Raw genomic sequence first — 21,255 nt, 5'->3', positions numbered from 1 at the left:
GCCCCTTAAGAAGGGGCTGTTATTATTATGTTACTCTTTATCTGAGTTGCTGAGGCTCCAGACGTAGGCAGCGACGAGCTGTACCTTATCCTCACCGAGGATATCCTTCCAAGCCGGCATTACACCAGAACGACCGTTCATTACTGTTTCAGTTACATCAGCACGAGAATCGCCAAACAACCAATCGCGGTCTGTTAGGTCAGGAGCACCAACAGCAGGGTTACCCTTACCATCTGTACCGTGACATGCAGCACACACTACGAAACGTGCTTTACCAGCTTCTGCTTCACGTACGTTCACACTACGACCAGAAAGGCTAAGAGTGTAGCTAACCACTTCTTTAACGCCTTCTTCGCCAAGTGCGTCTTTCCACGCTGGCATTTGACCGACACGACCATGCATGATGGTAGTAACGATCGCTTGTGGTTCACCGCCATATAGCCATGCATCGTCAGTCAAGTTAGGGAAGCCCTTTTGACCACGAGCATCAGAACCATGACACTGAGAACAGTTTTGCAGGAACAAGCGTTGACCAACTTTGATTGCGTCAGCATCTGATGCAATGTCAGGAACAGAACGAAGACCGTTCTCATCATGAGCTAGCTTCTTAAATGCTTCGCCAAAGTAAGTGTTCGCGTCATCAAGCTCTTTTGCGTACTCATCTAACTGTTTGTTAGCTTGAGCTGCCGCGATTGCAGAGCGAGACTCTTCTACGCTACGAACTGTTTGGTTTGAACTCGTCCAACCTAGTAGACCTTTAAAGTTGCCAAGGCCCGGGTATAGAGCAAGATAAACAGCTGCAAACACAATTGTGCTAACGAAAAGGTATGTCCACCATTTAGGTAGTGGGTTATTAAGCTCACGAATACCATCGTATTCATGGCCCATGTCATGACCTTCTTCTACACCTGTTTTATCGTTGGAACACCAACGAAGTAAGGCTGCACAGCCAATCAGCGTACCGATTGTGATGACTGTTACCCAAATACTCCAGAATGTACTCATTACTTCGTCACTCCTTGATTTTTATTTTTCGCAGGTGCTTCATCAGCGAACACTAGGTTTGCATCTTCGTCGAAACGCGACTTACGATTCTTACCGAAAGCCCACCAAACGATGCCGATGAAACAAGCAAAAACAGTAACAGTCCAAACACTTTGAAATGTAATAATGTCCATAATTATTCCTTATTTCATTGCGTGGCCAAGCGATTGAAGGTAAGCGATGATTGCATCCATCTCTGTTTTTCCTTCAACATCTTGTTTAGCGTTAGCAATTTGTTCGTCTGTGTAAGGAACACCAAATTGATTACGGAAGATTTCAAGCTTCTGCTTAGTCAATTTGCCATCAAGTACATTCTCAGCAAGCCATGGGAAACCAGGCATGTTTGATTCAGGAACAAGTTCGCGAGGGTCGAGAAGGTGAACACGGTGCCACTCATCAGAGTAACGATCACCTACACGCGCTAGATCTGGGCCAGTACGCTTAGAACCCCATAGGAATGGGTGTTCCCAAACACTTTCGCCAGCTACAGAGTAGTGACCGTAACGTTCTGTTTCAGAGCGGAAAGGACGAATCATTTGGCTGTGACATACGTTACAACCTTCACGAATGTAAATATCACGACCTTCCATTTCCAGAGCAGAGTAAACGCGTAGGTTTTCTACAGGCTCAGTCGTCTGCTTTTGGAAAATAAGCGGAGTGATTTCTACTAAAGCACCAAAGCTGATTGCGATAACAATTAAGATCGCGAGTAGACCAACGTTTTTCTCGACCAACTCATGGCGATTCTTTGAATTTGAGCTCATTCTAAATCTCCTTAAGCCGGTTGAGGGATAGCTTTAAGACTATCTTTAGGTGCAGAAACAGTTTTGTACGTGTTGTATGCCAGTAAGAACATACCAGATAGGAAGATAAGACCACCTAAGAAACGCACAAAGTAGAACGGGTAAGAAGCTTCTACAGATTCTACAAAGCTGTAAGTCAATGTACCGTCAGAGTTAACTGCACGCCACATCAGACCTTGCATCACACCAGAGATCCACATTGCAACAATGTAGAAAACTGTACCAATCGTTGCTAACCAGAAGTGAACATTGATTAGAGATACAGAGTACATACGCTCTTGACCAAATAGTTTAGGAACTAAGTGGTAAACCGAACCAATTGAAACCATAGCAACCCAACCTAACGCACCAGAGTGAACGTGACCAATGGTCCAGTCCGTGTAGTGAGATAGTGCGTTAACCGTTTTAATTGCCATCATAGGGCCTTCGAAAGTCGACATGCCGTAGAATGATAGAGAAACGATTAGGAAACGTAGGATTGGGTCGTAGCGAAGCTTATGCCACGCACCAGATAGAGTCATAATACCGTTGATCATGCCACCCCAAGACGGAGCAAACAGAACCAATGACATAACCATACCTAGAGACTGAGTCCAGTCTGGAAGTGCAGTGTAGTGTAGGTGGTGTGGACCAGCCCAGATATACAGTGACACAAGAGCCCAGAAGTGAACAATCGACAAACGGTAAGAGTAAACAGGGCGACCAGCTTGTTTAGGAACGAAGTAATACATCATACCTAGGAAACCAGCTGTCAATAGGAAGCCTACCGCATTGTGTCCGTACCACCATTGCACCATTGCATCAATTGCGCCTGCATAAATCGAGTAAGATTTAAACGCAGATACAGGAACAGCTAAGCTGTTAACTATGTGCAACACGGCAACCGTGATGATGAAGGCTCCGAAGAACCAGTTTGCTACATAAATGTGCGATGTCCTACGTTTAATCATGGTTCCGAAGAACACGACTGCGTAAGCTACCCACACAAGAGTAATAGCAATATCGATTGGCCATTCAAGTTCTGCATATTCTTTACCAGAGGTTAAACCTAACGGTAAAGTAATTGCAGCGGACAGGATAATCGCTTGCCAACCCCAAAAGGTAAAGGCTACGAGAGGGCCACCAAAGAGACGCGTCTGACAGGTACGTTGTACAACATAATATGATGTTGCAAACAGCGCACTTGTACCGAACGCAAAAATAACCGCATTAGTATGCAGGGGACGTAAACGACTGTACGTCAGCCACGGCGTATCAAAGTTTAGCTGTGGCCAAACTAATTGAGCGGCAATCAAAACACCAACGCCCATACCGACAATACCCCACAAAATTGTAACGAGGGTAAATTGACGGACGACCGTATAGTTGTAGTTTTGTTCAAGCTGCTTTTCTTGGCTCATTTGCATGCTTCCAATTTCTTATTTACTACACTTTACTTCCAACACGACTCACGTCGTAATGCCACCCAAATTAGAAAAGGAAATTCAGCCTATTCAGGGCTTTATTTCCACTTGCTGATTTTAAAAAAAAGTGGCATTTTCAACGCGACACTATACTTGAATTAACAAATCAATGACAGAGTAGTAACCTTACGCTTGGTCTGGAATTGGATTTTTATTTAAAAACTTTGAACTTTGTAACAAGGAGTAAAGATTATAATGGCGGCACAAAAGCTAACAAAAGGCAGGCTTGTTCAAATTATCGTCATGTTGGTTATTTTAATAGCGGCATTTACTTGGAGAACAGTAACATACGATAATCACGAAACAGTAAGCTGTATAATTTCAAAACCGTGTGAATTTGGTATTGATAATCATAATGTTTTAATTTCGGGCGATAGATCAGGGTATTCAATCGAAACATCTAAAACTGGCAAATTTATCATTAGCTACAATGAGAGTGGAATTCTAGAAGAAAAAGGGCCATCGAATTGGCTGTTACAAACTAATGATAAGACCTCCTCAATAACAGTTACATTTCCACAACAGATAAGCACGTTTTCCGTAAACCTTTCTAAAGAGTAATAGAGGGAAAACTGAGTCACGCCTCGGTTCTTTTGATAGAAATATGTACCAAATCAGTGAAACACCATGCATTAAAGTGTTATAAAGAGGACATTAATAAAGTTTCCCGGAATCTATGAAATTTCTATCAAAAGTCTCTTATTCCCTAGACGATAAAATCGCAGTAGATGAGTTGCTCAGTGGAGTAGAAAACCCTGACGATATTGCCTGTCTTATTTGCTACTGCACAGAAGAGTACTCAACACTCGCTGTGCAGAGATATTTCGTAGATGCTCTCCCTAACACCCCAATACATGGCTGCACCACTTGTCACGGCATTATGACCGAAACTGGGTTCCACTCAGGCCCAGTGATAGGCGTACTCATCATCTATGACTCTGGGATCAACGCCTATGGTACGGGTATCGAGCACTTTAGCGACTCCATAAACCAAAGCACCTTCAGCGCCATCGATAAAGCACTTAAGAACGCCAACCGAGAAGGTGAAATCCCTGATCTTATCTTACTGCATTCCACTCCAGGCAATGAAGAGAAGGTAATGGCGGCTATAGATAAGAAGTTTGGTACTGAGGTACCTGTTATTGGTGGCAGCGCGGCGGACAATCAGGTTTCTGGAAACTGGAGTATCTTTACCGAAGAGTCACTCTCTATCAATGGCGTATCTTTAACTGTGGTATTTGCTTCTCAGTCCATCTATTCGTCTTTTAGTGCAGGCCATACGCCCACTCGCTATTCTGGGACCGTGACTAAAGTAAGAAACCGAATATTGTTGGAGATTGACCATAGACCAGCCGTCACCGTTTATAACGAATGGACCAATTTCCATCTAGGTGGTAGTGATGATGGCTATATATTCGAAAAGTCGTCCGTGTATCCGCTAGGGCGAAAAGTTGGCTCTTCATACGACTACCCATATTTCAAATTGTCCCACTCAATCAGAGAAACAGAGTGCAATGGAATCGAGCTATTCACAGATATCAGTGAAGGCGACACCATTTATTTGATGCAGGGCTCTAAAAAGCAATTGATAAGCCGTGCCGCTAATATTATTCACTCTTCTTACTACAACGACATGGATTTAGAAGAGAAACTAGGTGCGATCAACATCTTCTGTGCAGGTCCAATGTTGAACCTTAAGCAAGATATGGACGAAGTATGCGATCAAATAAATCAAGCACTTAACGGACTCCCATACATATGCCCATTCACCTTTGGTGAACAAGGAAGGTTATCTGGCGGTGAGAGTGCGCACGGAAATTTAATGGTATCGTCTGCAACGTTTTATAGGTTGAAAAAATAATGGGCTCTGAAGGTCAAGAAGCGCTGCAAGAAGCACGTATTGAACTGCAAAAACTAAAAGCCCGTGAGCGAAAACTGGCTGAAGAGAACAGGGTGATCTTATCAACCATCTCTGCGATCAGTAAGGCAAGTAACATATCTGAGATATTTTATAGTCTTGAATTTGTGCTCAAAAAATACATTAAGTTTGATGACTTTATCGTAATATCTAGGGTAGGGAACGAAGGCAATTTCAAAACCCTACTAACCAATAACAAAGTCTTCGAACAAATGAATTGGAGTGATTGTGGCAAGCTATCTCGAGTGATCAATGGAGAATGCGCCATCCTTTTTGAACCCAAGTCTCTGGGTGAGTTCAATTCCTTACATCCCATCATCCTCGATCAAATCAACTCTGTTCTAATTACTGGTATCGATAGCGGACTAACACAATCCGTCATCATCTTTATCCACTCCAATACCAAGCACTTTAGTGTTGAAACAAAAGCAACCCTAAACCGCTTTAGACCACTAATTGAGCGTGCTGTTTTCGATATTGAAAACAAAGAAAAGCTTGAAGCAACCGTTCGAGAGCGTACAGCAGAGCTTGTCACAGCAAGAAAAGACGCAGAAAGAGCCAACAAGGCCAAGTCTGAATTCCTCGCAATGATGAGTCATGAATTAAGAACACCGCTAAATGCCATCATTGGCTTGATAGACGCCCTAAAATCCACATCACTGAACGAAGAGCAACAGTCTATACTGCTTAATATGAGCACATCATCTGAGCTTTTATTGGCAATTATCAGTGACGTATTGGATTTTTCTAAGATTGAATCTGGATGTTTCTCACTAGCACCTCAATGGAGCAACGTAAGAGACACTGTAACTTTTGTATTGTCTGAACAAAAGAAGACAGCAGACAATAAAGGTTTGGCGCTAACAATATCCAGCGATATCCCTGAAGGTGAACTTCATTACATCGACCCAAGTCGCTTGGCACAAATCCTATTTAATTTGATCGGTAACGCGATTAAGTTCACTGAGCGTGGGCATGTCCATGTTTCGATCAAATACCTGCAGAGCTCATTCTATATAACAGTAGAAGACACCGGGATTGGCATTAGCTCACAACAACTTTCGTCGCTATTCAGCCCATTCGTGCAAGCTGATAGTACAATCACACGCAGATTTGGTGGCACCGGTTTAGGCCTTGCGATAACCAAGCGACTGGTAGAACTGATGCGAGGACGCATATCTGTAGAGAGTGAACCCGGAAAAGGTTCTAAATTCGAAGTGCAGTTACCAGTACTTACCAGAGTCACGAACAATCTAGCTCACAGTGAAGAGGACAAATCTTCAAGAGAACTCAGAAGCCGCTATTCAGTTTTAGTTGTCGAAGACAATCCAACAAATCAAATGGTGATTAAATTGATTCTAACGCGACAAGGCCACGAAGTTTTTATCGCAAGTAACGGTGAAGAAGCAATTGGATTTGTTGAAAGAGGAAACGACTCGATAGATATTATCTTGATGGATGTGTCGATGCCAGTAATGGATGGCCTAACGACAACTAAATACATGAGAGACGCGAACATCAAAACGCCAATCGTCGCGCTAACAGCACACACATCACTAGAAGATAAATATTCGTGCTTAGATGTAGGCATGAATGATTTCGTCACCAAACCAGTAAGAACCAAAGAGATCACAGAGGCTATCGATCGATTAATGCTTGAAATCTAATAAACGTATTCTTAATCGAAGATTAGGATATATGTTTATTAGGTATTTTATGGTAAATAGCCTTACTGTTAAATAGAACGCCAATTTGGTAGATAAACAAGAGGCAGGGCATCATAGAAAGATACCTGCCTTATAAACACCAAATTCAATTTAACATAATATACATAATACGCACTGATCTTGTAGACCCCAGATAGTAATGTCACTTTTGAGCTAGATTAAAATATCACCTTAGTGCTGGTTACTGGCTACATTTCATGTACCAGCTTCGGTTACTAAGGACTACTGAGATGTTGATTGCCATGAGTGAAAAAGAAATTAGTCGATTCAAAGTTATTCAAGACGTCTGTGAACATCGTTTGCGTCGTACTGATGCGGCAGAGATACTTTCGTTAAGTGAGCGTCAAGTTCAAAGGTTAATGAACAAACTATGTGAACATGGTGCGGCTAGTTTAACCCATGCTTCTAGAGGTAAACCCAGTAATCGGCGTTATTCTGACGAATATCGCAAAGAGATTCTTTCGACTATCCATAAACACTATTCTGATTTCTCACCCACATTTGCACGTGAAAAGATCATAGAAAATCATAATTTAGCTATCTCGTTAGAGACACTTCGCCAATGGATGATTGCCGACAACCTTTGGATCCCGCACTCACAACGCAAACCTCGGTCTATCAGACTAGTTATCGCCGTGATTGCTTGGGTGAACTTATCCAAATTGACGGCTCCCATCATGACTGGTTTGAAGGTCGCAGCGACATTGGTGTTCATTGATGATGCGATTGAGCGTTTGATGAACCTAAGATTCAGTGAGACTGAATCCGCGTTTGACTACATGCTGACCACGCGTGAATACCTCAATGAGAATGGTAAACCCATCGCATTTTACAGCGGCAAGCACTCGATTTTTCGAGTGAATCAGGAGAAACACAAACAAGTTGGCCAAACTAAATACGAGCGCGTGTTGAAAGAACTGGCGATAGAACTCATCTGTGCCAACAGCTCCCAAGCCAAAGGCCGCGTTGAGCGAGCCAACCTCACGCTGTAAGACCGGCTGGTAAAAGAGATGCGCTTACAAGGTATCGACACCATAGAACAAGCCAACGTCTGGCTTCCCTACTTCATCGCCGATTTTAACCATCGCTTTGCTAAGCCCGCTCAATACCCGAAAGACATGCATCGTCAGGTTCGATAATCCAAGCAAGAACTCGACGATATTTTCAAGTGCAAGAAACCCTCAAGAGTCAACTAGAACACTTCCTTTATTAGATTAACCTTACGATTCTCAAATACTAAGCCTAAGCTATTTAGTCTAAACAAAAAGTTACGTTGTATCTTATTTGCAACTAACCTACTTTAGTTCGCTATTGCTCTACTGCAAAACAAACCACTTAAACCGGTCACTATTTCGTGTTTAAATTTTGATCTATCAAACAGTTGTGCCAATAAATTTGGTGATTGAGCAATCAAATGCTATGCATTCGGGTATGAGTTATGAATTAAAGTGTTAACATCAAGCAATGTTGTAAACTAGGTGTTTGATATGTTGCCTAAACTTTATAAGTTCAGATCGCTCCACGACAGAAACATACAATCTATTGCCGAATGTTCGTTGTGGTTTGATTACGCTAAGACATTTAATAACCCATTTGAGTCTAACCATCTGCTCGATAAAGAGCTTCAAAACGACTTCAAGGTTATGTGTTTTTCTCAGTCGAGTGACCACCCAATACTATGGTCTCAGTATGGCGACAACTTTAAAGGCATGTGCATCGAGTATGATCTCAATTGTTATAATGGTGAGGCCAAGCTCGATTGCTTTGAAGTCCAGTATGAAGACGACCTAAGTATGTTCCGCTTAGAATCGTTGGGGGAATTCCAACCATCTGAATTGGAAGCAAAAATATTCAAGATAAAGCATTCTAACTGGCGTTACGAAAAGGAATATCGCTGGGTGTTGCCTGATGAGGAGATGCTCGGCAATAAGCTGTACCTTAATAGAGAATGCCTAAGCTCTGTGATCCTCTCTGAACACGCTCCTGCCGACAGGAAGCTGAAAGTTCTGATGACTTGCCAACGTCTTGGTATTCCTGTTAAACACGCAACAGCCAAACAGGAGTCGTTTACATTCGAAGTCGTCAGCTAATATAACCAACTGATTTTTATTGGGAATAATAGTAATCACCCAAGGTTACGGTGTAACAAAGGAGCCAAATTTAATGTGGCTCCCTTTTCCTTGTTTACATGTTCGTTGTCAGTTTTCCAGGCACTCTATCCTGCATTTGTTCAATTGTCGTTATAGACATTTGAACTGTGGAAAACCAATAAGGGCGATGCTTAAAGTTAAACAATTCGCTGTTATCTAACGCTTCAAAAATAGAAAATTTTCTTCCCTGAGCGAGAGCTGCACCATAAACTGTTCGCTCAAGCACGGGGATATCATTCACTTCCTCTAGAAGCGCCTCCTTTATAAATTGGTTACCGGGGCTCCAATCTATAAACTCAACAAAATTTTTGAGTAGCTTAAGATCCAATTGATCTATCATGGTCTCGAGAAACTGTGTGTTTGGGAGGATTTCAGTACAAGCATAATACTCATCATGCTTGTCACTTGCTTCACGATAGCCAAGCATCGTTTTTACCAATGCATCTTCAAATATTGAAGAAAAATGGTTACAAATCAAAAACAAAGGCAGAACCCTCAAAACACCCAGTAGAATACCGACGTTAGGATCCTTTATCGACGTGTCTTGAAGTCGAATCCGAGTCGCATTAGAAGTTACGACTAAATGTTGCCAAACCTTAGGAGTAATGTGCTTGATGTTGCCATCACTCCATTTAATTAGTTTCTGGCTCATTAGTAATGGAAACAATAAACGACAGTTGTCTATACCTATCTGCTGTGCTGCAACCTTAGGGTCGAGAATCATCTTAGACTTTCTACCGTATTTCTCAGAAAACTCCGGATTGGAAACAAACTCTATTAAATTTGAACTCAACAATCTGCTCGTATCTAAAATCTGATGGATCTTAGAAAAGTTTAAGGATGGCGTATACACAACACTAGCAAACTGGTTGTAGTCTGGTAGCTCTGAAAACAATGTGCTTATTAAGGTTCCTTGAAGCTTCTCAAGCATAAGCGCAGTGGCAGCATTACTGACATCTTCAATCACGTAGCGCAATGTTTGTTGCTTCGCGACAACTTTCTCACGATGAGCGTTAACTCTATCTTGTTCACAACGCAATAGAATACGTTGATTGTGAGATATGCGGTCAGATTCATCAAATATAACGCTATCACAGTATCTATTTTCCAAACTCAGCAATGTATCTACCGTAGATTGCTCGAGTTTATATTCCGGTGAGATCAGCCACCGATTAAAGCGAGCCTCAACATTGATTGAGACTTTTCTAGATATCTCAATCACTTCAGGGGGGTAATTTTTATGTGCTAACAACAACCGTGACTTTCCTTTGCCCTAAATGCTCTTTTGCCGGCATATCCTGCCTTTATAATAAAACTAATATTAATAGAAATTAGAGATTGGTTCACGTGATTGTTTCAATAAAATTAAGGTTATTTAGTTATAGTGCATGAAATCGGATTATTATGTGATATGGAGGCGGATGTACTTTTCAGGAAAGCTGTATTTGAACTTTTTCTTCCTCGGTAAGTGCTTTTTAGCTTGTTTGCATGCTTTGCTATCGCCAGATGCCCTAGCCTTTTTAATTCTGGCATAACCTTTAGAGTGCTTCATTTCTATCATCAGGTCGCAATAACCATCAAAATCAATATTACTCTTGTTGAGCCCTTTCAGCACTGTGGCTTTAATTTTTTTGGCTACGGGGTTAACCAATGCATCGTCGGCAAAAACGAATGGGGATAAAAAACACGACAAGAATATTAGATATCTCATACTGCTCTCTCTTTATTGGGGGTGAGAACAGTATGCTTACAGTTAAGGGGGATGAAGAATTAACTAAGTATGACGTTTTACCAGATAACGCGTAATTCTCGACAGTTACGCTTTCTTTGAACCTGTGGATTTAAATCCATTATGCGGAAATACGTTACGAATACGTTGTTGAACGCTTTTAGGCACATCTTTAGTGAACTTGAGATTGTAGCCAGAGCGTTTAGCATACACTTTTAACTCACCTTTAAAAGCGTTGTTGTGGCCAATTTCTTGAAGGTTGTGCTTAAAGCTCGGTGGAAGATGACCTTTAACTTGTTCGATCGCCCCGTCACTAAATTTGATTTTCAATACCGGCCGATCAACTGCGACTAACCAGAAAACCAACACTGCACCAATTAAGATTACATACATCATAATGTCACCACTACTGTTGACGGCTATTTATCGTCAGAAAGGAGCTTACTCAAATCTTCTTTAAGGCTAGTAACTGTCTTGCTGGCCTGCTCACTTCGAGACGCTTCGCTAACCAAATACTCTATCGCATCAGATAACGTACAACCGAGTTCGTTTGCTCGTTGAGATAACTTCTCCCAGACTCGATAATCAAGATCGATAGACTTCTTTTTAGTATGAACTTGCTCAGCGTTGAAATGACGCTTACGTTTGGCTCTGATCGCTTGCTTGAGCTTGTTATCAAGCTCAGGCGACATGTTATTTGAGATCCACTCAAGAACCCCTGTAGGTTGGTGTTCTAGCTCCAACAAAGCTTTCACAGCAACATCAGCTTCACTTGAATCAATGTGGCAAGTGATCGAATCACCTTCTTTCCATTTTTTTACCAAGTAGTTCCATTTCCAACCACATTCTAAATTTTCAAGCTGCTGATATTTCATGTCTAATCTCGAGAGTTAACCTAGTGACAGCGTAACCCACAATAGGTCATTTAACAATTATTGTCTTGAAAGAATAGACCAAGATCATACTTATATTAGCTTAGTGTTTAGTAACTACAACATAGACCTATATGACTCCTCGGTTTTTCTATATACTCCCTACCTTATTATCATAATCAGACATTTAAATGACTCAAGTAGATTGGCGACATGTAACGCCTCAGTACGATGAATATAGCGCTCAACTAGAGCAATTCCCTGACATCTCTCCTTTCACATTCTCAGATATTCAACATCGATTTAGAGATGCGCTAACCCGTTTTGTACGCCTATCCAATCTTTCACGAGTTCTACTTGTTAATGCGCCTGACAACTCAATCTATCGTCAACTTATCGTTGAATCTTTGACGACAGAGTTAAAAGACGATGCTCAGCCTGTTATAAAAACCGAATCTTTAAATGCAGCCGCTTTATTTGACCAAGTTCAGTCTAAAAATGGTGAAATTGTAGCGACAAAGCCAGGTCTACTTTCTAGAGCGAACAATGGTTACCTCGTTGTCTCAGCGAATCTGATCCTTGCAAATCCAGGAAGTTGGTTGTTATTGAAATCCGCACTTCTCGGTGAAGCAGTCGAACCAATTAGCAGTTTTCCAGAGCATCTAAATCAAACGCCTATCGCTGCACTGACATACAACATTAAGTTGATTGTTGTCGGAGACCGCGCTCAACTTGGTGATCTGGATTATCTAGATGGCGATATTCAAACAGGGTTTTGTCTATTCAGTGAAATAGAACAAGATATTAAGCTTTCACACGATACTTTGACCCAATATCTTGGGTATCTAAGATGGCTTCAGCAACGTTATAACCTCCCATACATTACGCAACAGGCACTAATTGGGATTCTTACCGCTGGCGCGCGTGAGACTGAAGATCAGAGCTATATCCCTTTATGCCCTATTTGGCACAATGCGCTATTGAGCGAAGCTTTAGTTGAAGCGGACAATGGTGACATTGACATTCAGCATATCCAACAAGCTCAACAGCACAAGTACAACCGAGAGTCGTACCTGCCAGAGCGCGCCCTTGATGATATTCGAGATGGCCAAGTCATCATCGAAACAGAGGGTGAGCAAGTAGGACAAGTTAACGGCCTGACTGTTATCGATGTACCGGGGCACCCGATATCGTATGGTGAACCAGCTCGTATTTCCTGTGTTATTCACTTTGGCGATGGTGACATTACCGATGTAGAAAGAAAAGCAGAGCTTGGTGGTAATCTTCATGCGAAAGGCATGATGATCATGCAAGCATTTTTAAGTAGCTCGCTAAACTTAGAAGATCCGTTGCCATATGCTGCTTCTGTTGTGTTTGAGCAATCATACTGCGAAGTTGATGGCGATAGCGCTTCCCTTGCTGAGCTTTGCTCTCTGGTAAGTGCTTTGTCGGAATATCCTATCAATCAACAAATAGCGGTAACAGGCGCAGTTGACCAATTCGGCCGTGTACAAGCCGTTGGTGGGCTAAACGAGAAAATCGAAGGCTTCTACCATGTGTGTAAACACAACGGGCTAACTGGCGAACAAGGTGTGATCCTTCCTAGATCTAACTTAAGACACCTTGCTCTGAAGCCAGACCTAATTGAAAGCATCAAAAACAAAGAGTTCCATATCTGGTCTGTGTCTAATGTAGATGAAGCGATTCCTCTTATTATGAACGCACCATTTAGGGACGAAGAACAAGAAAGCGTTCTGAGTAAAATTGCGGAACGTATTGAAAACTTTGAAAGACATGAGCACCCTATTGGAATCGTTGGACGCATTAAAAACTGGTTTGTCTAGTACTGATCGGACTTGTTTAGCGTACACCTGTTCACTAATATGCACCTATCAAAAATCGGAGTAATTGATAATGCAAAACAAACGTGATTCTTACACTCGCGAAGATCTTCTAGCATCAAGCCAAGGCGAACTTTGGCCAGAAGGTCCTCAACTACCAGCACCGAACATGTTGATGATGGATCGCATCACTAAAATGTCTGAGACTGAAGGTGATTTCGGTAAAGGTTTGATTCTTGCTGAACTGGATATTACTCCTGACCTATGGTTCTTCGACTGTCACTTTCCTGGCGACCCAGTAATGCCTGGTTGTCTAGGCCTTGATGCAATGTGGCAGCTTGTTGGCTTCTATCTTGGTTGGGTTGGCGGCAAAGGAAAAGGCCGTGCTCTAGGTGTTGGTGAAGTTAAATTCACTGGCCAAATCTTACCTACGGCTAAAAAAGTAACTTACGAAATTCACATGAAGCGTGTTGTTAACCGTCGCCTAGTAATGGGCCTTGCAGACGGTCGCGTTCTTGTTGATGGTAAAGAGATCTATGTTGCTAAAGATTTGAAAGTTGGTCTTTTCCAAGACACATCAGCATTCTAGTCTAATAGTTAGATTTTTAATAAAGCAGCCAATGGTTGCTTTATTTTCATTCCAACATATTCAGTTATAGTGCATTAAGATGTGGCTAAGTAACTCTCATCAATGATATGTCCACCAGCGAAACAACCTTAAATCACTTTCTAATCAGCCAGTTCTCGGTTTATAAGGCCTTGTATGGTTCTCAGAAACTAACAAGGCTCCAGCTGTTATACAACATGGAGCCTTGACCTTTGAATATGTTCGCCCTATCTACTTATAGAGACCTGAATGCTTATCATCTTTGGCATCACGCCAACCACCTAACCAATACGATTTAGAATCCATTTGGCTGTATGGGCAAGCTTCTTGTGACCTGCCGTTTAAACCAGCTTTGTAACCTTGAGATTGTGCTCGTTCTAGGCGATCACGCTTTTGTCTCTTCATAGTGCAGTCCTCATACGGGTGTTCGTTTACTAACATACAATGATTACAACTTCGTGGAGTTTTGTTTACTCCAGCTTTAAGAATCGACCACTTTTGCACTTTTCTCAAGGCGAAAAAAAGCCCAAGTTCAGAATTGTGAACTCGGGCTCAAGAGATAAAATTATTTAAATTTTCTACGGAACCCTAACAAGCCAAGCACAGTCAAACCTAACCAACCTAAGCCTGCACCTTGGCGGTCAACTTTTTCTGTGTCTGTGCTACGAGTCTGGATATCTTCTTCAGTAGCACCGCTAATAGGAATCAACTTAACCGCGACAACCTCTTCAACTGCGTTGGAAGCAGCTCCGCCACAGTAGGAGTTATGTGCAGTTGTGTCATAAGGTTGCGCTGTGCCATTTACAGTACACTTAATGGCAGTTCCCGATATAACACCTGCATCATTAATGTCTGTCGCATCGATCACACGGAAATAATTATTAGCGTTAGAATAATCCTGACCATCAGTATTAGCACCATTAGTTAAGTCATCTAACCACCACGATTTGCTGCGAAAAACCCCACTGTAACGTTCCGTCAACGTACCTGAGACATCATCAGATTTATAGGGATAAATAAAACCACGGTGTCGACGCTCACTGCCATCTACTTCTCGAATCGGCTCAGCATCAATCTGCCCGACAAATTCATTAAAGTTGTTTACCGCTTTTGCTTCACCACCAGATCCAGTAAAGAAAATACCACCGGATAAGAATGTTGCACTAGGATTAGAAGCATCTTTAACAAAGAAAGCTTTGTTGGCTGCACTTCCACTTTCAGGAACATATCCATTTCGCTTCGCGTAACCTATAGCCAACAAGTTCTTGTTTATATCTGTAACTACAGAATTACTGTATCTAGCATCATCATTAGATGAGCCAGAATTCACCTGTGCACCACTAACCTGTGTAGTAGTCCATTTGGCACTAGTCAGATCTAATGAGTCACTCACAAAAACACTGGCATTCATGTCTTGTAAATCGCCATTACCATCTACAGTGTTATAGCCTACACCGTAAAAAAGAGAGTTTGACTCGGTAATTGAGCGCATGCTGCCTTGGGCAAAGTAATCACCTTGTTGGGCGTTGCCACCTCTGACCCAATCAATTTCTTCTGTATTAGTTCCATCCCAGATTGCTGCTTTTGAACTAAACGTTGTATTTGAAGTGTCTGTTTTAGGGCCTTTCGTAGATACACTACCTACGTTATAAACAGTACCGTTACTTGCTGTTATAGCTTTCCATACACGAGTTTCTGAACTTCCGGCAGGCGCAGCTGTCGTCGTAAACAATGCATTATTGCGAATGTCACCTTCAGATTTAACCCCCACTGGTTTAGCATTATCATCTAGGGAGTTGATTACCGTATTGCGAGCTTCAAAAGTATCACCACCTTCTACAAATGCTTTTGCATTTACATAACTTAGGTCATTTCGTTCATTATTCCAAGTGTCATACCAGCGGATGGATGCCCAACTTTCACACGTAGAGTATCGCAGCTCTCGATCACAATAGTTTTCGAAATCATCGCGCTCTTGGATGTATTGAAATCGAGCATCCATTGCGAATGGAACTTCTTCCCGGTAGCTAATTGCTTCAACGGTGTTACGTGTCTCGCCTGCGAGTTTAAATGTACTATCGGCACAGTTAGTTGCATTAGAATCAAAACAACCTAGAAGTAACTCATCATCAGGTAATGCTGGCAATACTGCGTTAACGTTGACAGCTTTACCTGGCTGAATTGCAACACCAAATATCTCAGATATTTCAGGTTCATCAGCAAAAGAAGGCGTTACTTCAACTACCTTGTAAAGCGCAGCATTTGCGTTAGTTGCAGCAAATACTAATGCTGCAACTGTTGTTAATTTAAATTTAGTACAAGTCATTATTACTTCTTAACTTTCCTGTTGTAGTGCCTCGAGCTCTTCCCAGCGCTCAAAAGCAACTTCAAGCTCCTGCTCTACTGCAGATAGCTTATCTAAAACTGGTTGTGTCTGCTCTACAGATTTTGAGAAGAAGTCTGGATCATTAACTTCTTGCTGCAGAGTTTCAATTTCGGTTTCCAATTCTTCTAAACGCATTGGTAGCGCTTCTAGTTCTCGTTGTAGCTTATACGATAACTTCTTAGGTTTAGCTTTAACTGGCGCAGTTTTGGGAGTTTCCTCAACAACTTTCTCCGCCTTTGCTGGCTTTTCAGCCTGACGATACTCCAGTGCTTGTGCTCTTTGTTTCTGAGCATCGTGGTAACCACCAACAAACTCTTCAACTACACCGTTACCTTCAAATATCCAACTCGTCATTACCGTGTTATCTACAAACTGACGATCGTGGCTCACGAGAAGCAACGTACCCTCATAGTTGGCAAGCAAATCTTCTAAAAGTTCCAATGTTTCGATATCTAAATCATTGGTAGGCTCATCGAGAATCAACAAGTTATTCGATTTAAGGAAAATACGAGCTAATAACAAGCGGTTTTTCTCACCACCAGATAGCGCTTTAACCGGCGTACGAGCACGCTTAGGAGAGAACAAGAAATCTTGTAAGTAACTTAGTGCATGACGCTCACGTCCGCCTACGGTCACTTCTTGTTTACCATCAGCTAGGTTATCAATCACCGACTTCTCAGGGTCTAGAATTTCGCGGTATTGGTCGAAGTAAGCCACTTCAAGTTTAGTACCACAATGCAAACGACCTGAATCAGGTTTAAGTTGATCAAGAAGCAGTTTAAGAACCGTACTCTTACCACAGCCATTTGGCCCGATAAGTGCGATACGGTCGCCGCGCATGATGTTGAAGCTAAAGTCTGTAACGATCTCTTTGCCTTCAAATGCGAAGTTAAGGTTCTCTGCTTCAAATACGATTTTACCTGAACGTGCGGACGTATCGATTTGGATATTCGCTTTACCTTGTACTTCACGACGATCTTGACGCTCTTCGCGAAGCTTTTTAAGGGCACGAACACGGCCTTCATTACGCGTACGACGCGCTTTGATCCCCTGACGGATCCAAACTTCTTCTTGCGCTAGCTTTTTGTCGAATTCAGCGTTTTGCATCTCTTCAACACGTAGCGCTTCTTCTTTCTCTAGCAAGTAGTTGTCGTAGTCACCAGGGAAAGAACTTAGCTTGCCACGGTCAAGGTCGACAATGCGTGTTGCCATTGATTTGATGAAAGCACGGTCATGCGAGATAAAGATGATTGAACCGCGGAAATCTTTTAAGAAAGCTTCTAACCATTCGATCGTAGCTACGTCCAAGTGGTTGGTAGGCTCATCAAGCAGTAATACGTCAGGGTCACATACAAGCGCACGTGCAAGTGCAGCTTTACGTTGCCAACCACCAGACAGTTCAGTCAGTTTGGTATTTGCTGTTAGTTTAAGAGCGGCAAGAACATTACTTACGCGATCTTCAAAACGCCAAGCATTGGCATGATCCAATTTTTCTTGAACGCGAGTAAGACGGTTTAAATTCTTTTCGCTAGGATCTTCTGCAATAACATCAAGTAAGTTGTGATATTCCTTAAGCAACTCACCTATCTCAGCTAAACCACCAGATACGTATTCGTAAACAGAGCCTTGCTCATTACGCGGTGGATCTTGCTCTAGACGAGAGACAACCACATCTTGTGTGATCTGCATCTTGCCGTCATCCATGATGATGTTGCCAGACAAAATCTTCATCAGCGTTGATTTGCCTGCACCATTACGGCCAACCAAACACACACGTTCATTTTCTTGCAGTGCGAAATCCGCACCATCTAATAATGGGTGATCGCCAAACGCTAATTGCCCATTATGAATTGTAAGTAATGCCATTCTTCTTTAACCAATCGTTAAGTTCTAACAAGCCAAATGGCCAGTTAAGCTCTGAGTGTTGAGACAAGTCAGAGCTTTCAAATTTGAGCACCGGAATAGTGACCCCGTAACGGGAAAAGAGCTCATCATCCAATGCGATATCCACCACATTGATCTGATGACTTATATTCAGCTGTTCCGTGAGTTTGAATGCCATCTCACATAGATGGCACCCTTCTGTACTGTAGAGAGTCAGCACTATATATCCTTATACAATCTCTTAATTACTTATGAGTAATCAACCAGCAGTTATGAATGTGCTTGTTGCGAGAGAAATCCAGAGGCAATGTCTTAGACGAGATATTCTGAGCTTTAAGACCCAGCTCTTCCAGTCCTTCCATATCCATCTTGAAATGACGCTTGTTGTTAGAGAACACAATCGTGCCTTCTTCTCTTAGAAGACGCTTTAAATCTTCCATCAACTGGATGTGGTCACGTTGAACATCAAAAGATTGATCCATACGCTTAGAGTTTGAGAACGTTGGTGGATCAATAAAGATCAAGTCGTAAGATCCTTGCTCTTTCGCCAACCATTGTAAGCAGTCTGCTTGAACGAATTGATGTTGACGACCAACACGGCCGTTCAGCTCCATGTTCTCTTTTGCCCACTCAAGATACGTGTTCGACATATCCACTGTCGTTGTAGAGCGAGCGCCACCTACTGCAGCGTGAACAGAAGCACTGCCTGTGTAAGCAAACAGGTTCAAGAAGTCTTTACCACCAGCCATCTCACCAATACGACGACGAGTAATCTTATGATCTAAGAACAAGCCTGTATCTAGGTAGTCATGAAGGTTAACAATCAGCTTAACGCCATATTCGTTTACTTCTAGGTTAGAAGAGTCTTGAGCCATCTTCTGGTATTGAGAACGACCCTTCTGCTTCTGACGAACCTTAAGCACTACGTTGTTTGCTTCAACGCCAGTTACTTGAATAGAAGCACGGATGATATCGGTTAAGCGACGCTTAGCTTTGTCTTCTGGCACATCTTTCGGCGCTGCGTATTCTTGAATCACAAGGTGACCCGGGTATACGTCAATCGCTACATTGTATTCTGGTAAGTCAGCATCGTAGATACGGTAGCAATCTAGTTGTTCTTTCTTAGCCCACTTACCGATTTTTCCGATGTTCTTTTTAAGACGGTTCGCGAAATCAGGTGCAATTAGCTGTTCTTGCTCGCCAGTTGGACGCTCAGACATAGGACGGTCTGAAATTGAGTAGTTCTTCTGGTGACACGGTAACGCACCGTTATTCAGTTTGAACTGTTTGTCTGCACGCATACGCAAGCAACTAAGTAATTCATCAGAACTTGAGAAGATAGAAGCGTTGCAACCGCCAAACTCAGCCTTCAGTTGAGCACCAAATGCAGTGTACAGTGCAATCAAGCCTGGCTCTGTACCTAAACGCTCACCATAAGGAGGGTTTGACACAATCACACCATCATTAAACTCTGCAGGGCGTTTAAGCTTTGCTGCGTCACCTACTTCGAATTCAATCAACTCTTCAACGCCAGCACGACGTGCATTGTCACGCGCCGTTTTGATCATGCGTTCGTCATTATCATAACCGAAGAACTTACATTCTACTTTCTTAACGCCACGACGGCCTTGAACGTTCGCTTCAGCTTTAACTTCAGCCCAAAGCTCAGGTTCGAAATCTTCTAGTGATTCAAAACACCATTTCTGACGTTTCACACCAGGTGCCATGTTTGCAGCCATCATCGCAGCTTCAATTACTAACGTACCTGAACCACACATAGGATCTAGGAAAGGTTTGGTTGCATCCCAGCCACTACGAAGAAGAATCGCAGCAGCAAGAGTTTCACGCAATGGTGCGCGACCGGATTCTGGACGGTAGCCACGTTGATGAAGGCCACTGCCTACCATATCTACACCAAGGATCGCCTTGTCACGATGCAGACGAACGTGAATACGAATATCTGGATTTTCTTTGCTAATAGATGGGCGCGGTAAAGACTTCTTCTCGAAGCAATCTACAACGGCATCTTTTACTTTCATCGCACCGTATTGGCTATTACGGATTTCGTTGTTCGTACCATTGAAGTCAACAACGAAACGCTTGGTGCTATGGAATTGATTTACCCAGTTAACCGCAGTGGTCGATAGGTAAAGATCCATGTCATCCATACAAGTGAATTCTGAAAGGACACGTACAAATCGAGAAGCCAAACGGCTCCACAAACAACAACGATAAATTTGCTCATTGGTGGCTTTGAATTTAACACCTGCTTGAACAGGTTTTGCGTTTGTAATCCCTAGTTGGGTTAGTTCTTCAACTAATAAATTCTCAAGGCCATTTGAGGTAACCGCTAGATATTGATTCATAGTGTTCTTTTATTGATAAAAATGAGCTCGATTATACCTGAATTTGCTATTAGAGCATCACACTAAACTCGTCTTTTCATTGAATCTTTCTACTAACTGCTTAGCAAATGGTCAGTCATGAAGCGATCGCTTACTCGCATCCCCTTACAACACAACAACTCTCAATCTCGCAGAAATAACACTCATCGATAGGCTTAAATCATTAAGTGCATTTATATTCACCCCGAAACTGGTATATACCAGAGGTAAATTTAAGTTGAAACTTAGCAACAAAAGACCCCAAACAGGGAATAAACAGAGGAAACCCACCATCGATAATAAGAGAATCGGTCGAAATTGAGGTTAAAAAAGATACGTTTTTTACAAATTAAATAAGTGAACAACGTCATTCAAATGAATGAACTACGTCGTATTTATTGAGATAGGCTTTTTTAGGCACAAAAAAATCGGCTATTAAGCCGATTA

The 21,255-nt window shown here is 42.2% G+C and carries 19 protein-coding genes and 1 pseudogene; 7 read left to right on the top strand and 13 right to left on the bottom strand.

The window, feature by feature from the left end; genetic code table 11:
* Nucleotides 1-30 precede the first annotated feature (30 nt).
* The 4 genes from ccoP to ccoN are packed head-to-tail and all read right to left on the bottom strand — an operon-like array spanning nucleotide 31 to nucleotide 3,247.
* Nucleotides 31-1,005, bottom strand: a complete 975-nt coding sequence (ccoP, locus tag L3V33_RS11530; RefSeq protein ID WP_004733681.1) for a cytochrome-c oxidase, cbb3-type subunit III — start codon at nucleotides 1,003-1,005, stop codon at nucleotides 31-33.
* Nucleotides 1,005-1,178, bottom strand: coding sequence for a CcoQ/FixQ family Cbb3-type cytochrome c oxidase assembly chaperone (locus L3V33_RS11525; RefSeq protein ID WP_065205186.1), 174 nt, complete (start codon nucleotides 1,176-1,178; stop codon nucleotides 1,005-1,007). The genes ccoP and L3V33_RS11525 overlap by 1 nt, the downstream gene beginning before the upstream one ends.
* Nucleotides 1,179-1,187: 9 nt before the next feature.
* Nucleotides 1,188-1,808, bottom strand: a complete 621-nt coding sequence (gene ccoO, locus L3V33_RS11520) for a cytochrome-c oxidase, cbb3-type subunit II (RefSeq protein ID WP_017074286.1) — start codon at nucleotides 1,806-1,808, stop codon at nucleotides 1,188-1,190.
* Nucleotides 1,809-1,819: 11 nt separating this feature from the next.
* On the bottom strand, nucleotides 1,820-3,247 hold the full coding sequence (gene ccoN / locus L3V33_RS11515; RefSeq protein WP_032497766.1) for a cytochrome-c oxidase, cbb3-type subunit I: 1,428 nt from the start codon (nucleotides 3,245-3,247) through the stop codon (nucleotides 1,820-1,822).
* A 258-nt stretch (nucleotides 3,248-3,505) separates the two neighbouring features.
* On the opposite strand from ccoN, the gene L3V33_RS11510 reads away from it, so the two are divergent.
* The 5 genes and pseudogenes from L3V33_RS11510 (at nucleotide 3,506) to L3V33_RS11490 (ending at nucleotide 9,045) form a co-directional block, all read left to right on the top strand.
* Nucleotides 3,506-3,871, top strand: a complete 366-nt coding sequence (locus tag L3V33_RS11510) for a hypothetical protein (protein WP_017080464.1) — start codon at nucleotides 3,506-3,508, stop codon at nucleotides 3,869-3,871.
* A 115-nt stretch (nucleotides 3,872-3,986) separates the two neighbouring features.
* Nucleotides 3,987-5,171, top strand: coding sequence for an FIST N-terminal domain-containing protein (locus tag L3V33_RS11505; RefSeq protein ID WP_237290409.1), 1,185 nt, complete (start codon nucleotides 3,987-3,989; stop codon nucleotides 5,169-5,171).
* Nucleotides 5,171-6,895, top strand: a complete 1,725-nt coding sequence (locus L3V33_RS11500) for an ATP-binding protein (protein ID WP_146454314.1) — start codon at nucleotides 5,171-5,173, stop codon at nucleotides 6,893-6,895. The genes L3V33_RS11505 and L3V33_RS11500 overlap by 1 nt, the downstream gene beginning before the upstream one ends.
* Nucleotides 6,896-7,197: 302 nt before the next feature.
* Nucleotides 7,198-8,091 (top strand): annotated as a pseudogene (locus L3V33_RS11495) (ISNCY family transposase); the annotation flags it as partial.
* A 351-nt stretch (nucleotides 8,092-8,442) separates the two neighbouring features.
* Entirely contained in the window at nucleotides 8,443-9,045 is a 603-nt protein-coding gene (locus L3V33_RS11490; RefSeq protein ID WP_146454316.1) for a DUF2971 domain-containing protein, read from the top strand.
* A 94-nt stretch (nucleotides 9,046-9,139) separates the two neighbouring features.
* On the opposite strand, the gene L3V33_RS11485 is transcribed toward L3V33_RS11490, so the two are convergent.
* The 4 genes from L3V33_RS11485 to matP form a co-directional block, all read right to left on the bottom strand.
* Nucleotides 9,140-10,360, bottom strand: coding sequence for a hypothetical protein (locus tag L3V33_RS11485; protein WP_146454318.1), 1,221 nt, complete (start codon nucleotides 10,358-10,360; stop codon nucleotides 9,140-9,142).
* 147 nt (nucleotides 10,361-10,507) lie between these two features.
* Nucleotides 10,508-10,816: a hypothetical protein gene (locus L3V33_RS11480; RefSeq protein WP_237290408.1), complete on the bottom strand. Its 309-nt coding sequence runs from the start codon at nucleotides 10,814-10,816 to the stop codon at nucleotides 10,508-10,510.
* Nucleotides 10,817-10,921: 105 nt separating this feature from the next.
* Nucleotides 10,922-11,230 (bottom strand): DUF3634 family protein, encoded by a 309-nt coding sequence (locus L3V33_RS11475; protein WP_146454320.1) that lies wholly within the window; start codon nucleotides 11,228-11,230, stop codon nucleotides 10,922-10,924.
* Nucleotides 11,231-11,253: 23 nt separating this feature from the next.
* Nucleotides 11,254-11,709: a macrodomain Ter protein MatP gene (gene matP / locus L3V33_RS11470; protein ID WP_004733655.1), complete on the bottom strand. Its 456-nt coding sequence runs from the start codon at nucleotides 11,707-11,709 to the stop codon at nucleotides 11,254-11,256.
* A 188-nt stretch (nucleotides 11,710-11,897) separates the two neighbouring features.
* Here matP and L3V33_RS11465 point away from each other — a divergent pair, with 188 nt between their 5' ends.
* A complete protein-coding gene (locus tag L3V33_RS11465) occupies nucleotides 11,898-13,550 on the top strand; it encodes a Lon protease family protein (RefSeq protein ID WP_237290407.1) in 1,653 nt (550 codons plus the stop codon).
* 70 nt (nucleotides 13,551-13,620) lie between these two features.
* Nucleotides 13,621-14,136 (top strand): bifunctional 3-hydroxydecanoyl-ACP dehydratase/trans-2-decenoyl-ACP isomerase, encoded by a 516-nt coding sequence (fabA, locus tag L3V33_RS11460; RefSeq protein ID WP_010440782.1) that lies wholly within the window; start codon nucleotides 13,621-13,623, stop codon nucleotides 14,134-14,136.
* Nucleotides 14,137-14,385: 249 nt separating this feature from the next.
* On the opposite strand, the gene rmf is transcribed toward fabA, so the two are convergent.
* From rmf to rlmKL, 5 genes are all read right to left on the bottom strand, one after another.
* A complete protein-coding gene (rmf, locus tag L3V33_RS11455) occupies nucleotides 14,386-14,559 on the bottom strand; it encodes a ribosome modulation factor (protein ID WP_017074275.1) in 174 nt (57 codons plus the stop codon).
* Between the two features lie 160 nt (nucleotides 14,560-14,719).
* On the bottom strand, nucleotides 14,720-16,480 hold the full coding sequence (locus L3V33_RS11450) for a DUF3466 family protein (RefSeq protein ID WP_237290406.1): 1,761 nt from the start codon (nucleotides 16,478-16,480) through the stop codon (nucleotides 14,720-14,722).
* A 9-nt stretch (nucleotides 16,481-16,489) separates the two neighbouring features.
* Nucleotides 16,490-18,406, bottom strand: a complete 1,917-nt coding sequence (locus L3V33_RS11445; protein ID WP_237290405.1) for an ABC transporter ATP-binding protein — start codon at nucleotides 18,404-18,406, stop codon at nucleotides 16,490-16,492.
* Nucleotides 18,384-18,644 (bottom strand): glutaredoxin family protein, encoded by a 261-nt coding sequence (locus L3V33_RS11440; protein ID WP_017106982.1) that lies wholly within the window; start codon nucleotides 18,642-18,644, stop codon nucleotides 18,384-18,386. Before L3V33_RS11440 ends, L3V33_RS11445 begins: the two co-directional genes overlap by 23 nt.
* A 25-nt stretch (nucleotides 18,645-18,669) precedes the next feature.
* Nucleotides 18,670-20,790 (bottom strand): bifunctional 23S rRNA (guanine(2069)-N(7))-methyltransferase RlmK/23S rRNA (guanine(2445)-N(2))-methyltransferase RlmL, encoded by a 2,121-nt coding sequence (gene rlmKL / locus L3V33_RS11435; protein WP_017088510.1) that lies wholly within the window; start codon nucleotides 20,788-20,790, stop codon nucleotides 18,670-18,672.
* Nucleotides 20,791-21,255 lie beyond the last annotated feature (465 nt).

This window comes from Vibrio sp. A2-1, assembly GCF_021728355.1.
In the GTDB taxonomy this organism is placed as follows: Bacteria; Pseudomonadota; Gammaproteobacteria; order Enterobacterales; family Vibrionaceae; genus Vibrio; species Vibrio splendidus_K.
This window is presented reverse-complemented; position numbering and strand designations above follow the sequence as displayed.

Excerpts from the sequence above, each read along its gene's own strand:
- ccoP (WP_004733681.1), bottom strand. The coding sequence starts at position 1,005 with ATGAGTACATTCTGGAGTATTTGGGTAACAGTCATCACAATCGGTACG.
- L3V33_RS11525 (WP_065205186.1), bottom strand. The coding sequence starts at position 1,178 with ATGGACATTATTACATTTCAAAGTGTTTGGACTGTTACTGTTTTTGCT.
- ccoO (WP_017074286.1), bottom strand. The coding sequence starts at position 1,808 with ATGAGCTCAAATTCAAAGAATCGCCATGAGTTGGTCGAGAAAAACGTT.
- ccoN (WP_032497766.1), bottom strand. The coding sequence starts at position 3,247 with ATGAGCCAAGAAAAGCAGCTTGAACAAAACTACAACTATACGGTCGTC.
- L3V33_RS11510 (WP_017080464.1), top strand. The coding sequence starts at position 3,506 with ATGGCGGCACAAAAGCTAACAAAAGGCAGGCTTGTTCAAATTATCGTC.
- L3V33_RS11505 (WP_237290409.1), top strand. The coding sequence starts at position 3,987 with ATGAAATTTCTATCAAAAGTCTCTTATTCCCTAGACGATAAAATCGCA.
- L3V33_RS11500 (WP_146454314.1), top strand. The coding sequence starts at position 5,171 with ATGGGCTCTGAAGGTCAAGAAGCGCTGCAAGAAGCACGTATTGAACTG.
- L3V33_RS11490 (WP_146454316.1), top strand. The coding sequence starts at position 8,443 with ATGTTGCCTAAACTTTATAAGTTCAGATCGCTCCACGACAGAAACATA.
- L3V33_RS11480 (WP_237290408.1), bottom strand. The coding sequence starts at position 10,816 with ATGAGATATCTAATATTCTTGTCGTGTTTTTTATCCCCATTCGTTTTT.
- L3V33_RS11475 (WP_146454320.1), bottom strand. The coding sequence starts at position 11,230 with ATGATGTATGTAATCTTAATTGGTGCAGTGTTGGTTTTCTGGTTAGTC.
- matP (WP_004733655.1), bottom strand. The coding sequence starts at position 11,709 with ATGAAATATCAGCAGCTTGAAAATTTAGAATGTGGTTGGAAATGGAAC.
- L3V33_RS11465 (WP_237290407.1), top strand. The coding sequence starts at position 11,898 with ATGACTCAAGTAGATTGGCGACATGTAACGCCTCAGTACGATGAATAT.
- fabA (WP_010440782.1), top strand. The coding sequence starts at position 13,621 with ATGCAAAACAAACGTGATTCTTACACTCGCGAAGATCTTCTAGCATCA.
- rmf (WP_017074275.1), bottom strand. The coding sequence starts at position 14,559 with ATGAAGAGACAAAAGCGTGATCGCCTAGAACGAGCACAATCTCAAGGT.
- L3V33_RS11450 (WP_237290406.1), bottom strand. The coding sequence starts at position 16,480 with ATGACTTGTACTAAATTTAAATTAACAACAGTTGCAGCATTAGTATTT.
- L3V33_RS11445 (WP_237290405.1), bottom strand. The coding sequence starts at position 18,406 with ATGGCATTACTTACAATTCATAATGGGCAATTAGCGTTTGGCGATCAC.
- rlmKL (WP_017088510.1), bottom strand. The coding sequence starts at position 20,790 with ATGAATCAATATCTAGCGGTTACCTCAAATGGCCTTGAGAATTTATTA.